We start from the raw sequence: 13,430 nt of genomic DNA, 5'->3' as shown, positions 1-13,430 counted from the left end.
AAACTCCCGCCATGACCGACGACCTCTCGCCCACCGCCCGCGCCCTGCGCTTTGACCGTGACCATGCGCGCCGCCTGCGCGCGCTGGCCTACCGCATGCTCGGCTCGCGTGCCGAGGCCGAGGACATCGTGCAGGAGGCCTGGCTGCGCTGGGCCGAGGTGGATGCGGCCCCCATCCAGCACGAGGGCGCCTTCCTGTCGCGGCTGGTGACCAATCTCTGCCTGGACAAGCTGCGCTCCGCCGCCGTGCAGCGCGAGCAATACGTGGGCGTCTGGCTGCCCGAGCCCATGCTGGAGGACGAAGCCTTGTTCGGCTGGGCCCCCGGCCCCGAGAAGCAGGCCGAGTTCGCCCAGGACGTGTCCATCGCCTTCATGCTGGCCCTGGAGCGCCTGTCGCCGCTGGAGCGCGCGGCCTTTTTGCTGCACGACGTGTTCGACCTCGACTACGACGAGATCGGCCGCCACCTGGACCGCAGCGAGGCTGCCTGCCGCCAGCTCATCAGCCGCGCGCGCAAGAACATCAAGGCCGACTACGCGCGCCGCGAGGTGGCCAAGGAGGAGGCTGATCGGCTTGTGGCCGCCTTCATGGATGCCGTGCGCAGCCAGGACGTCTCGGCTCTGGCCCAGTTGCTCAGCGAGGACGCCGTGCTGATGGCCGACGGCGGCGGCAAGGTCAGCGCGGTGCCCAAGCCCCTGCATGGCGGTGCGCAGATCGCGCGCACCTTCATCGGCTTCGCGCAACTGCCCACCAGCCGGTCCTGGCGCCTGGTGCCGGCCGTCGTCAACGGCCTGCCGGGTCTGCTCATCCTCGACGACAGCAACGGCGGTCGACTCGTGCAGACCATTGCGCTGGCACCGTCGGCTGAGGCGGGCCAGGTGGGTGCCGTCTACATCCAGCGCAACCCCGACAAGCTCAGCGGGATCCGGATGCGTGTCACAAACGCCGCGGCTGATCCGTCTTGAGTGTGAGGCCGGCGATTTTGTCGGCCCACAACATCCAAGGACATTGCCATGAGCACGCACCAAGCCCGCCTCGACTATTTCCGCCAGTCCGCCGACCTGTCCAAGAAGTACCTGGACTTCAGCATGGCCTTCCGCATGGACAAGACCCTGGCCGTGCTGATCGACATCCGTGCCTCCCAGCTCAACGGCTGCGCCTTCTGCCTGGACATGCACGTCAAGCAGGCCAAGATGCACGGCGAGCGCGAGCTGCGCCTGCACCACGTCGCCATCTGGCGCGAGTCGACGCTGTTCACGCCCAAGGAGCGCGCCGCCCTGGCCTGGACCGAGCTGCTGACCCGCATCCCGCCTGAAGGCATTTCCGACGCCGCCTATGCCGAGGTCAGCGAGCATTTCTCCCCGGAAGAGCTGTCCGAGCTGACCTGGCGCGTTGCCGCCATCAATGGCTGGAACCGCATGAATGTGGCGGTGCGCAATGTGCCGGGCTCGGCGGACAAGATGTTCGGGCTGGACAAGGCGGGCCTGAACTGATCTGGCGCAAAGCGGCCGCCGGCTTCGCGTCCTACCCTGCAACGGCGCTCCCACCCTGCACCTGGGCAAGGCCTCGGAGTAGGGTGGCCTGACGTCATGGAACCTTCCAGGCGCGTAGCGCCTTTTGGAGGATTTCCCATGGCCATGATGAAAGCCGCTGTCTTCGTCGAGCCCGGGCGCATCGTGCTGGAGGACAAGCCCATGCCCGATGTCGGTCCGCAGGACGCGCTGATCCGCGTCACCACGACGACCATCTGCGGCACCGACATCCACATCCTCAAGGGCGAGTACCCGGTCGCACGCGGCCTGACCATCGGCCACGAGCCCGTGGGCGTTATCGAGAAACTCGGCTCGGGTGTGCGCGGCTACCGCGAGGGCCAGCGCGTCATCGCCGGCGCCATCACGCCCAGCGGCTGGAGCACGGCCTGCCTGTGCGGCTGCGGCTCGCAGGACGGCGCCGGCACGTCGCATGGCTGGAAGGCCATGGGTGGCTGGAAGTTCGGCAACACCATCGACGGCTGCCAGGCCGAGTACGTGCTGGTGCCCGACGCCATGGCCAACCTGGCGCCGGTGCCCGACTCTCTGACCGACGAGCAGGTGCTGATGTGCCCCGACATCATGTCCACCGGCTTCAGCGGGGCCGAGAGTGCCGGCGTGCGCATCGGCGACACGGTGGCGGTGTTTGCGCAAGGCCCCATCGGCCTGTGCGCCACGGCCGGCGCCAAGCTCAGCGGCGCGTCCATGGTGATCGGCGTCGACCGGCTGGCCAACCGCCTGGCCATCGCCACGCAGATGGGCGCCGACCATGTCATCGACGCCAGCAAGGTCGACCCCGTGGAAGAAATCATGCGCCTGACCGATGGCCGCGGCGTCGACGTCGCCATCGAGGCCCTGGGCACGCAGCAGACCTTCGAGGCCTGCCTGCGCGTGCTGCGGCCGGGTGGCACGCTGTCCAGCCTGGGCGTCTACTCCACCGACCTGACCATCCCGCTCGGCGCCTTTGCAGCAGGCCTGGGCGACCACAAGATCGTCACCACCCTCTGCCCCGGCGGCAAGGAGCGCATGCGCCGGCTGATGTCCGTCATCGCCGCGCGGCGCGTCAACCTGGAGGCCATGGTGACGCACCGCTTCAAGCTCGATGACATCGAGGCGGCCTACGAGCTGTTCGGCCACCAGCGCGACGGTGTGCTCAAGGTGGCGATTACCCCCTGACATCCGCATGAGCATCCGCCACCTCGACCAGCTTCTGTCACCGCGCTCGGTCGTGGTGGTCGGCGCCTCCAACCGCCCCGGCAGCGTCGGGGCGACCGTCTGGCGCAACCTCCGTGCCGGCACGTTTGCTGGCCGTGTTTTCGGCGTCAACCCCAAGCACGCCGAGCTCGACGGCGTGGCGCTGGCAGGCCGCATCGGCGACCTGACCGAAGCGCCGGACCTGGCCGTGCTGTGCACCCCGCCGGATACGGTGCCCGGCCTCATCGCCGAGCTGGGCCAGCTGGGCACGCGCGCCGCCATCGTCATGACCGCCGGCCTGAACGCTGTTCAGAAGCAGGCCGCGCTGGACGCCGCCCGGCCGCATCTGCTGCGCCTGCTCGGCCCCAACTGCCTGGGCCTGCTGTCGCCGCGCATCGGCCTGAACGCCAGCTTTGCCCATGTCGACGCCTTGCCCGGCGACATCGCCTTCGTGTCGCAGTCGGGCGCGCTGGTCACGGCGGTGCTCGACTGGGCGCGCTCGCGTCGCATCGGCTTCTCGCACATGGTGTCGCTGGGCGAGCGGGCCGATGTGGACTTCGGCGACCTGCTCGACCACTTCGCCAGCGACCCGCACACGCGGGCCATCCTGCTCTACATCGAGTCCATCGAGTCGCCGCGCAAGTTCATGTCGGCGGCGCGCGCGGCGGCGCGCAACAAGCCGGTCATCGTGGTGAAGGCCGGTCGCGCCGGCAATGGCTTGCAGGCTGCCGCGTCGCACACGGGTGCGCTGGCGGGGTCGGACGTGGTCATAGACGCGGCCATCCGCCGCGCCGGCATGCTGCGCGTGGACACGCTGCAAGACCTGTTCATGGCGGCCGAAACGCTGGCGCATTTCCGCGGCAGCCCACAGCGCGGCCTGACGCTGATGACCAACGGCGGCGGCGCCGGTGTCATGGCGGCCGACGCGGCCGCGCTGGCCGGCGTCGACCTGCCACCGCTGAGTGACGCGCTTCGCGCAAAGCTGGACGCCGTGCTGCCGCCCACCTGGTCGCACGGCAACCCCGTCGACATCATTGGCGACGCGCCGGTCGAGCGCTACACCGCCACGCTGCGCGCGCTGCTCGACGACCCCGACACCGGCACGGTGCTCTTCATGCACGCACCGACGGCCATCGTGCGCAGCGAGGACATCGCCCTTGCCTGCGCACCACTGGCCCGCGAGGCCGCCGGTCGCCTGATGAGCTGCTGGCTGGGCGACGCCGGCGTGGCCGAGGCGCGGCGCACCTTTGAAGGCGCGGGCGTGGCCGGCTACGACACGCCCGAGGAAGCTGTGCGAGCGTTCGCCATGCTGGCCCGCTACGCCAGCAACCAGGCGCTGCTCACCGAGGCGCCCACCGCCAGCGAGGCCGGGCCGGCGGACCGCGCGGCGGCGCGCGCCGTCGTCGAGGCGGCGCTTGCCGATGGCCGCGAGATGCTCGACGAGCTGGAGGCCAAGGCCGTGCTGCAGGCCTATGGCATCCCGGTCGTGCCGACGGTCGCGGTGGGTCCCACCGCTGACGAAGCGGTGACAGCCGCAGTCGCCATCGGCTACCCGGTCGCGCTGAAGATCCTGTCGCCCGACATCAGCCACAAGTCGGACGTGGGCGGCGTGGTGCTGGGCCTGAGCGACGACGCGGCCTTGCGGCTGGCCGCCCGGCAGATGCTGGCGCGGGTGCGCTCGATCAAGCCGCTAGCACACATTGCCGGCTTCACGGTGCAGGCCATGGTGAGCCGGCCGCATGCGCAGGAGCTGATCGTCGGCGCCAGCGTGGACCCGGTGTTCGGCCCGGTCATCCTGTTCGGCCAGGGCGGCACGGCGGTGGAGGTGATGGCCGACCGCGCCATCGGCCTGCCGCCGCTGAACCGCGTGCTGGCCCGCGAGCTGGTGGCCGGCACACGCGTGGCCAAGCTGCTTGCCGGCTACCGCGACCATGCACCCGCGCGCATGGACGCCATCTGCGACGTGCTGGTGACCGTCTCGCAAATGCTGGCCGACCTGCCCGAGCTGGCCGAGCTGGACATCAACCCGCTGCTGGCCGACGGCGACGGCGTCATTGCGCTGGACGCCCGCCTGCGCGTCACCCCTGCGGCCAGTGCCGGGACATCGCGCTTCGCCATCCAGCCCTATCCGGCTGAACTTGCCGAGACCTGGACGTGGCAGGGCCGGCAGCTGCAGGTGCGCCCGATCCGGCCCGAGGACGAGGCGCGGCACCTCGCCTTCGCCGGGCAGCTCGCACCCGAGGACATCCGCCTGCGCTTCTTCAGCATGCGGCGCGAACTGCCGCGCAGCGAGCTGGCCCGCCTGGTGCAGATCGACTACGACCGCGAGATGGCTTTCGTCGTGATTGAGGCGCAGGCCGACGGCACGCAGTGCACGCTGGGCGTCGTGCGCGCCGTGGCCGATCCCGACAACGTCGAGGCCGAGTTCGCCATCATCCTGGCCACCGAGCTGCAAGGGGAGGGCCTGGGGCAACGGCTGCTGGACAAGATGGTGGGCTACCTGCAAGGCCACGGCACGCAGCGCCTGGTGGCGCTGGTGCTGCGCGAGAACGTAGGCATGCGCGAGCTGGCGACGCAGGGCGGGTTCAGGCTCGACAAGGCCGGGTCTGACCATGAAACCCTGCGTTATGTGCTGGACCTGATTTGAAACGTTGAACAGTCTTTCGGCCCAGCACGAGGAGTCCCAATGCAGATCATGGTTCTAGGTTCGGGTTGCAGCAAATGCCGCAGCACCATCGCGATGATCGAGCGGGTGGCGAAGGAGCAGGGCGTCGAGGTCGAGATCCTCAAGGTCGAGGATCACGATGCGATCCTGAGTCACGGCGTCAGCGCGACGCCGGCGGTCGTCATCGACGGCCGGGTCGTGCACAGCGGCGGGCTGCCCTCGCATGCCGAGGTGCAAGCCTGGCTGATGCCGGCCGCGCAAGCGCCGGGCTTCCTGACCCAGGCCACACGGCACCTGTTCTTCACCGGCAAGGGCGGCGTCGGCAAGACCTCGCTGTCCACCGCCGCCGCGCTGACGCTGGCCGACGGGGGCAAGAAGGTGCTGCTGGTGAGCACCGATGCGGCCTCCAACCTCGATGAGATGATGGGCATCGAGCTGCGCAACACGCCAACGCCGGTGCCCGGCGCGCGGGGGCTGTCCGTGCTCAATATCGACCCGGACACGGCGGCCGAGTCCTACCGGCAGCGGGTGCTGGCGCAGATGGGCGCTGGCGCCAGTGACGCCGAACTCTCCACCGTGCGCGAGCAGCTGTCCGGCGCCTGCACCACCGAGATTGCCTCGTTCGACGAGTTCGCCGCGCTGCTGTCCGACAAGGACGGTCGCTTCGATCACATCGTCTTCGACACCGCGCCGACCGGCCACACGTTGCGGCTGCTGAGCCTGCCCAAGGCCTGGAGCGGCTTTCTCGACGGCAACGACCGGGGCGCCTCCTGCCTGGGCCCGCATTCGGGGCTGAAGATGCAGGAGGAGCGCTTCAAGGCGGCGCTGGAAGCGCTGAGCGACCCGGCCCAGACCACCGTCATCCTGGTGACGCGGGCGGACAAGGGCGCGATCAATGAAGCGGCGCACACCTCGGCCGAGCTGCATGAGCTGGGCTTGCACAACCAGCGGCTGGCTATCAACGGCGTGTTCCACGCCAGTGAGCGCAGCGACGCCGTGGCCTGCGCCATCGAAGACCTGGGGCAGCAGGCGCTGGACGCGATGCCAGCATCGCTGCGTGCACTGCCGCAGGACCGCGTCCCGCTGCGGGCCTTCGACACGGTCGGCCTGCCCGCGTTGCGCGCACTGCTGACCCTGGATGCCGGCCCGATCGCGCCGCCCATGGCTGCGGTCGTGGAAGCCAGCGGCAAGCTCCCAGGTCTTGACGCGCTGGCCGACGAACTGGCCACCGCCGGGCACGGGCTGATCATGGTGATGGGCAAGGGCGGCGTCGGCAAGACGACCGTGGCGGCGGCGCTGGCCCTGGGGCTGGTCGAGCGCGGCAAGACCGTGCACCTCAGCACCACCGATCCGGCGGCCCACCTGGCTTCGACGTTGGCCGGCGATGTGCCCGGTTTGAGCGTCAGCCGCATCGACCCCAAGGTCGAGATGCAGCGCTACATCGACAAGATCATGGCGGCCAGGTCACCGAAGCTCGACGCGGCCGAGCAGGCGCTGCTGCTGGAAGACCTGCAATCGCCCTGCACGGAAGAGGTGGCCGTCTTCCATGCCTTCTCGCGCATCGTCAGCGAGGGCCGCAGTGCCTTCGTCGTGCTCGACACCGCGCCCACGGGCCATTCCATGCTGCTGATGGACGCCACCGGCGCCTATCACCGCCAGATGATGCGGGAGTTCGAGGGGCCGGGAGCGGCCCGGGTGGTGACACCCTTGATGCGGCTGCAGGACGGCACGTACACCAAGATCATCCTGGTCACGCTGCCGGAGGTGACGCCCGTGTCGCAGGCGGCTGCGCTGCAGGACGACCTGCGCCGCGCCAGCATCGAGCCCTATGCCTGGGTGCTGAACAAGAGCGTGCTGGCGGCCGGAACGCGCGACCCCTTGCTGGCAGCGCGGCTGGCGGGCGAACGCAAGCAGATGGCACGCATGGCCAATGGCCTGGCCAGGCGCCTCTTCACGCTGCCCTGGCTGACCGTGCCGCCGATCGGATTTGCCGAGTTGTCCAGGCTGGTCGCCAAGGCATCCAACGCTGAAGCACCCACGCCTGAGCCTTTACCAGCCGGCTCCAACTGACGACACCGCACAGGGGAACCCAATGGAATTCAAGGACTACTACGCCACGCTCGGGGTGCAGCGAGACGCCACCCAGGACGAGATCAAGCGGGCCTACCGCAAGCTGGCACGCAAGTTCCACCCCGACGTCAGCAAGGAGGCGGATGCCGAATCGCGCTTCAAGGATGTGGCCGAGGCGCATGAAGCCCTGATCGACCCCGAGCGCCGCGCGGCCTACGACGACATCAGCCAGCGCCACGCGCGCGGCGAAACCTTCGAGCCGCCCCCGGGTTGGGACAGCGGCTTCGAGTTCAGCGGCCGGGGCGGCGCCGGGCCCGGCGGGCAGCAAGCGCCCAGCGCCGAGGACTTCAGCGCCTTCTTCGAATCCATCTTCGGGCGCGGTGGGCCGGGCGCACGGCCCGCTGCAGGCGGCCGCCGGCAGGCGCCCGGCAGCGACCACCACGCCAAGGTGATGATCGACCTGGAAGACAGCTATCGCGGTGCACGCCGCACGATCTCGCTGCGCGTGCCGGTGGCCGACGCCCAGGGGCATGTCGCCCTGCATGACCGCCAACTGGAGGTCAACATTCCGCCCGGCGTGCGCGAGGGGCAGCACCTGCGCCTGGCGGGCCAGGGCGGCCCTGGCCACGGCGGCGAACCTGCGGGCGACCTGTACCTGGAGATCGCCTTGAAGCCGCACCCGCAGTTCCGGATCGATGGCCGAGACGTGTATGTCGACCTGCCGGTGTCTCCCTGGGAAGCCGCGCTGGGCGCCACCGTCGCAGCGCCCACCCCCTCGGGTGAGGTGCACCTCACCATTCCCGCCGGCTCCACCCAGGGCCGCAAGCTGCGCCTGAAGGGCCGCGGCCTGCCGGCCAAGCCGCCGGGTGACCTGTATGCCGTGCTGACGCTAACGCTGCCGCGCGCGGACTCCGACGCGGCCCAGGCGGCCTATGCCGCGCTGCGGGCGGCGTTTCCGGACTATGACCCGCGCGTCGCGCAGGAAGGATGACAACCATGGCCGAAAACTCAAGTGATGTGATCGACGCTGTCATCGTCGAGGAAGAGATCGTCTTCAGCCTGAGCGGCCTGTGCCAGGCCGCCGGTGCGAGCCCGGCCCAGGTGCTGTCGCTGGTCGACGAAGGCGTGCTGCAACCCGAGGGCGACGCGCCGCAGCAGTGGGCCTTCACGGGGCCATCGCTGCGCATGGCGCGCACGGCCTTGCGCCTGAACGCCGACCTCGCCCTCGGCACCGCTGGCGCAGCCCTGGTGCTCGACCTGCTGGAGGAGATCAATGCCTTGCGCGCCAGGCTGCGGCGCGCCGGCCTCGAATGACGCGTTGCAGCGGACCCTCGCCGACGACAGCTTCGCGACCATCGTCGACGCCGTGCGCGAGGGCCGCGCGCTGTTCGACAACATCCGCAAGTTCCTGCGCTACCTGCTGTCGTCCAACATGGGCGAGGTGCTGACCGTCTTCCTCGGCGTCGTCGGTGCCAGCGTGATCGGCCTGGGCGCCGGGCCAGGCGAGCACCTGGTGCTGCCGTTGCTCGCCACACAGATCCTGTGGATCAACCTCATCACCGACTCCGGCCCCGCACTGGCCATGGGCGTGGACCCGCAGACCGAGGACGTGATGGCCCGCCCGCCGCGCTGGCCCGATGAGCGCGCCATCGACGCGCCGATGCTGTGGGGCGTGGTGTGGACGGGCCTGACGATGGCGCTCGCCACGCTGGCGACGATTGACCTCTACCTGCCAGGCGGCCTGATTGCGGGTGTGAGTTCAGAGGAGGGCGACCTCGCCGCCGCACGCACGGCGGGGTTCACCGTGCTGGTGCTGGCGCAGTTGTTCAACTGCTTCAACGCCCGCTCCGAGACGACCAGCGCCTTCCGCAATCTCTTCGTCAACCGCCGGTTGTGGGGCGCGATTGCGCTGTCTCTGGGGCTACAGGTGGCGGTGGTTCACTTCGCGCCGCTGAACCTGGCGTTTGGCACTGCGCCGCTGAGCTTGCAGCAATGGGCGGTGTGCGTGGGGATGGCGAGCAGCGTGTTGTGGGTGGGGGAGCTGCGCAAGGGGGTGATGCGGGTCGGAAGGCGTGAGAAGGCGGCGCGTTGATTGCGCAAGTCTGGCAATGCGCCTGCATGCCTTGCCGCTTGCGGTCGTAACTCTGGAGCGAGCGGTGCGCTTCGGTCGTCGAAGGCGCGGCCCGCGCGCATCGGCATTCCAGATATTTGCAGATCAAGCAGCGCGTTCGGGTTCACCAATGCTTTTCAGTAGAGCGTTATATTGAATCGCGTCAGCAATATATATTTTGTCCAAGACGTAGTTCGCTACTTTGGCTATCTCAGGAATTTCCACTGGTTTAAAGCCTCTGTCTGGAACGGCCTCCAAATGGGAGAACTCATTGTTCAGCCGATTGACAAGGGCAATGGCAGTGTCTTCCTCTTCCCCGAAAAATTTCTTTATCCGTTCAAAGGCGTCATTCCGATCATCATGATAGGGGTACTTAAAGAATAGAAATGCTTCAAGGAATTTGCGCAGATTGTTGCCGAATCCAAAGAAAGGCTCGTGGCTTATTTGTGCATTGGCCTGATCTTTGCATTTATAGATCTGATGGAAAAGGTAGTGAAATTCAGTGATGTAGTCTTTGAGATAGGACGGCATAAGCAGGATATTGCTTGCGGCCCCGTTTCGCTCAATCATGAATTGCTCATGGTCGTCAACGCTCTTGGTCTTGCCCTCACCAGCAGGAATTTTCTTCTTAGGAATGGACAAGCGCTTGAGGTATTTCAGGAAGTCTAGGTTGTGCGTTGAAATAAAAAGCTGTTTGTAGCGGTACGCATTTGAGTTGTCAGAATTTTTGATTGGCTTGGCGATCAAGCTCTCAATCAAGCTGAACATAAAAAATATATGATTGCTGTCTAGGCTTGAGATTGGGTCATCGATGTAGATGATCAGTTCTTTACCCTTGCTCTCTGGATCGTCCAACTTGGCAATGAAGTAGCAGAAGGCAATCAAACTGCATTCGCCTTCGCTGAGGTTGTACGCGGGCCTGCCGTTTCGCGTAATCTCAAATTTGACAGACGCTTTATTAGCATCCTCACGAGCCTCAAGCTTGATGCCATCATGGCCGAAGAAGTTATTGAGCAGCGAGTTGACTCGCTCGGCTCCTTTTCGCTCATCCTTCTGCTTGGCTCTTAAGGTTTCGGCTTCGGCCTCGGCGTCGCGAATCTCTTTTTCGGCGTTTGTATAGGCGGTGCTCGCAGTGTCTGCACCCGCCTTGAGGGTAGCTATGCGGGCAAGTTCCGTGTCATAGGTAATCGCGCTCGCAAATGCACACACGTCGGCCAACCGAAGCGCGTCTCTGGCGGCAGTCTTGTCTTTTTCCAGCGTCTTCGTCTTGCCGTTGTTTATAGCGATTAATGTATTTATGGCGCCCACATGCTTCTGGATTTCTTCAGAGTCATGCTTTAAAGGCTTTAGTCCCACGGGTTGGAACAGATTGCTCTTCCGTGTTTCCAGTAAATTCTTGAGTGCTTCCAAGTCTTTCTTATAGACGCCCAATGCTTCGCCAAGCGCTTTGTTGCTCGTATCAAAGGCAGTGCGTTCCTCCGTGTAGAACTGATCGCTCCTTAACGATACGAATCCAGCGACGGCGGCAATATCGCCCTCGACTAAAGTGATGACATTGTCCAGAGCTGCTTCAAGATCACCGGATTCCTTGCTGAAGTGCTCGTCTAGCGTCTGCCAAATGTTATGCGGCAGGCTTTGGCGGCAGAAAGCACAGGTGTCACGTTTGTCGCGGTGGTGGGCGATACCTTGCTTGACCCACAGTTGCAAAACACTGTCGTTGAGCAGTTCTTGAATGGGTTTTGTCGGTGTAATCGCTTTGGAAAGCAGAGGCTCAGCTTTGCCCTTCAAGGAATCATGCTGGAGGGCGATGGCAAGCGCGCCTGTGATGTCGGGCAACGCTTCTTGCTTGAGCAGTGCAAGCTTTCCGGCCTGCTCCTCAAGCGTAAGCGCAACGAAGCCAGCCTTCTTGGTTGCAGCAATGTCGCGTCTGATGTGATCGATGTTGTAGACGGGAACACCGTAGTGGCGGTTCTTCTTGATCTTGTCGGCGGCATGCGAACGAAGCTTGCCTTCCAAAGCGTCAAATGCGGTGTTGTGGTTGTTCTTGCTGCGGTCGCGCTCTTTTCTCTTGGCCTCGAGGTCAAAGCGAAGGCCAGCCTTGCCTTCAATGCTTCCCAGCTTCGCTTCTACGGCGGCAATGGCATCGTCAATCTCTTTGTTCTGCTCACCGACGATGGCGAAGGTCTTGATCACTCCACCGACGTCCTGATTGACCAAGAAACTGAGGTTGTCGGTCACGAAGTCGCGGTTGTAGACCCGCACGTCATAGTTGTGGGTCGGCAGGTCTCCGCAGGTGACTGCACCCTTGTCGCCCACAACGGTGAAGGACGAGCCAACGAAGTTAAAGGGCAGCTTGTGTGTTTCCAGCGCACGAAAGACACGAGATAGGGTCGTCTTGCCTGAGTAGTTGCGCCCATAGAGGATGTTCAGACGCTGGAAGGTCTTGACGTTCTTTCCGCTGTCCCGAACGGTTTTTTTCCAATCTAGCCCGGAAAAGCTCCCGAAGCTTGCGATGTCTATCTGAGTAATCACCGGTCCTCCCTGGGTCGTTTCTCGATGCTTGTAACCGATAGTGCTTTCAATCTACAAGGAGCACCTTAGAGCGGCCCGTGGAAAGCCGGCGCTTCTGACCAAACGCCGACCTTCTTGTCGCGGTGCGGGACCTGGAGGCGCTGGCCCATCTGCCGCCCTGGCCGGGCTTCCCACGGGGCGCGCTAGCTGCCATCCACTGAAGAGAGTGCGAACGTCATTCGCCGACACCTTCGACACCTACGGTCCGCCTCAGGCTGCCGCGACCGCCGCTCGCGGCACACTCAAGGCGAACGCGCTGGCCCTGGGCTGCAACCAAGACAAAGGGAAAGACGAAGATGGATTCGAATGGAGCCTCCAGCTCGAACCCGCAGCGCGGCCGCGCTGTGTGGGTTGCAAGTGCTGCCGCGCTTGTGCTGGCCGTCGGCGGTGGCTGGTTGCTGAGCCGGACGACGAACGCGTTGGCACCCTCCGTCGGCGTGCCTGCGGCATCGGCCCCAGGTGCGCTGGAACCGTCGCGCACCGAGGTGACGGCCGAAGCGGCCGCTGCGCCGTTGCCGGCCGCGTCCACGGTGCCGACACCCATCCCGCATCCCCACGGGGCCACGCCGACCAGTTCGTTTGCGGAGGCGCTGCGCAAGGTTCAGCTGACATTGCAAGGCCACGGCACGCCGAAGGAGATGCTGGAGGCTGCGACGATGCTCTCGGCATGCGAGGGCATGGACGCGGCGATGGAGGGCACCTACAGAGCGCGCGACCAGAACGACCCCACATTTCGGCGGGCCAACAGCAGCGCCGGCGTTTCCAGCGAGCAAGCGATAAAGCATATGGAGGACGTTCGGCGCCGCTGCCAGGTCTTTGACGCCGCCGCGCTGGCGCGCAGGGGCGAGTTGCTCAAGGGTGCCTATGAGGGCGATGCCGAGGGCTCGGCGCTGCCTTACCTGGTATGGATCAACGCGAGCCAGCAGGCGATCAACCCCGAGCTGCGCGGCAAGTTGCAGCGTGACGCGCGCCAGACTGCTGAGGACGGCGACCGGATAGCGCTGGCGCAGTTCAGCCTTCCATTCAGCACGGCCGCCCTCGGCATCACCGAGGTGCAGCGGCAGGCCTACAGGGAGGCCGGCTTGCGCATCACCGGCGAAGCGTCGGGAGCCGAGGAGGAGAAGTCCAGCCGCGCCTCGAGTGACGACACCGAGAAGATGATGGCCAAGTGGGGACGCATGCCGCCGCCGCTGACCCCTGAACAGCAGCGTGAAGCCGGCGCGCTGGCGGCAAAGGTGGTCGACGCTTGGCGCAAGCGCCAGGCCAAGGGTGGTTGAGGCCGAGGCGGACGCCG

At 66.0% G+C, this 13,430-nt stretch carries 10 protein-coding genes; 9 read left to right on the top strand and 1 reads right to left on the bottom strand.

Features of this window, described 5'->3' with window-relative positions; translation table 11 throughout:
• Nucleotides 1-11 precede the first annotated feature (11 nt).
• The 8 genes from sigJ to ACXJKM_RS21170 all read left to right on the top strand — a co-directional run bounded on the left by sigJ (nt 12) and on the right by ACXJKM_RS21170 (nt 9,547).
• The gene (gene sigJ / locus ACXJKM_RS21205; RefSeq protein WP_457354986.1) at nt 12-962 is read left to right on the top strand and encodes an RNA polymerase sigma factor SigJ; all 951 of its coding nucleotides are present in this window, start codon (nt 12-14) and stop codon (nt 960-962) included.
• A gap of 48 nt (nt 963-1,010) precedes the next feature.
• Nucleotides 1,011-1,490, top strand: coding sequence for a carboxymuconolactone decarboxylase family protein (locus tag ACXJKM_RS21200; RefSeq protein WP_457354985.1), 480 nt, complete (start codon nt 1,011-1,013; stop codon nt 1,488-1,490).
• A gap of 138 nt (nt 1,491-1,628) precedes the next feature.
• Nucleotides 1,629-2,702 (top strand): NAD(P)-dependent alcohol dehydrogenase, encoded by a 1,074-nt coding sequence (locus ACXJKM_RS21195; RefSeq protein ID WP_457354983.1) that lies wholly within the window; start codon nt 1,629-1,631, stop codon nt 2,700-2,702.
• A 7-nt stretch (nt 2,703-2,709) separates the two neighbouring features.
• On the top strand, nt 2,710-5,367 hold the full coding sequence (locus ACXJKM_RS21190) for a bifunctional acetate--CoA ligase family protein/GNAT family N-acetyltransferase (protein WP_457354981.1): 2,658 nt from the start codon (nt 2,710-2,712) through the stop codon (nt 5,365-5,367).
• Between the two features lie 39 nt (nt 5,368-5,406).
• Nucleotides 5,407-7,455, top strand: coding sequence for an arsenical pump-driving ATPase (arsA, locus tag ACXJKM_RS21185; RefSeq protein WP_457354979.1), 2,049 nt, complete (start codon nt 5,407-5,409; stop codon nt 7,453-7,455).
• Between the two features lie 22 nt (nt 7,456-7,477).
• Nucleotides 7,478-8,446 (top strand): DnaJ C-terminal domain-containing protein, encoded by a 969-nt coding sequence (locus ACXJKM_RS21180; protein WP_457354977.1) that lies wholly within the window; start codon nt 7,478-7,480, stop codon nt 8,444-8,446.
• Between the two features lie 5 nt (nt 8,447-8,451).
• Entirely contained in the window at nt 8,452-8,769 is a 318-nt protein-coding gene (locus ACXJKM_RS21175; RefSeq protein ID WP_457354975.1) for a chaperone modulator CbpM, read from the top strand.
• A 4-nt stretch (nt 8,770-8,773) separates the two neighbouring features.
• Nucleotides 8,774-9,547 carry a cation transporting ATPase C-terminal domain-containing protein gene (locus ACXJKM_RS21170; RefSeq protein WP_457354973.1) on the top strand — a complete coding sequence of 258 codons (774 nt, stop codon included), beginning with the start codon at nt 8,774-8,776 and terminating at the stop codon, nt 9,545-9,547.
• Between the two features lie 123 nt (nt 9,548-9,670).
• Here ACXJKM_RS21170 and ACXJKM_RS21165 read toward each other — a convergent pair whose 3' ends face one another.
• On the bottom strand, nt 9,671-12,097 hold the full coding sequence (locus ACXJKM_RS21165; protein WP_457354971.1) for an AAA family ATPase: 2,427 nt from the start codon (nt 12,095-12,097) through the stop codon (nt 9,671-9,673).
• 410 nt (nt 12,098-12,507) lie between these two features.
• On the opposite strand from ACXJKM_RS21165, the gene ACXJKM_RS21160 reads away from it, so the two are divergent.
• The gene (locus ACXJKM_RS21160) at nt 12,508-13,413 is read left to right on the top strand and encodes a hypothetical protein (protein WP_457354969.1); all 906 of its coding nucleotides are present in this window, start codon (nt 12,508-12,510) and stop codon (nt 13,411-13,413) included.
• Nucleotides 13,414-13,430: the final 17 nt, after the last annotated feature.

The organism is Roseateles sp. P5_D6 (assembly GCF_054049415.1).
Note: the sequence above shows the minus strand (reverse complement) of the source record. Positions and strands in the feature narration are given on the sequence as shown.

Coding starts and splice junctions, on each gene's coding strand:
- sigJ (WP_457354986.1), top strand. CDS start 12: ATGACCGACGACCTCTCGCCCACCGCCCGCGCCCTGCGCTTTGACCGT.
- ACXJKM_RS21200 (WP_457354985.1), top strand. CDS start 1,011: ATGAGCACGCACCAAGCCCGCCTCGACTATTTCCGCCAGTCCGCCGAC.
- ACXJKM_RS21195 (WP_457354983.1), top strand. CDS start 1,629: ATGGCCATGATGAAAGCCGCTGTCTTCGTCGAGCCCGGGCGCATCGTG.
- ACXJKM_RS21190 (WP_457354981.1), top strand. CDS start 2,710: ATGAGCATCCGCCACCTCGACCAGCTTCTGTCACCGCGCTCGGTCGTG.
- arsA (WP_457354979.1), top strand. CDS start 5,407: ATGCAGATCATGGTTCTAGGTTCGGGTTGCAGCAAATGCCGCAGCACC.
- ACXJKM_RS21180 (WP_457354977.1), top strand. CDS start 7,478: ATGGAATTCAAGGACTACTACGCCACGCTCGGGGTGCAGCGAGACGCC.
- ACXJKM_RS21175 (WP_457354975.1), top strand. CDS start 8,452: ATGGCCGAAAACTCAAGTGATGTGATCGACGCTGTCATCGTCGAGGAA.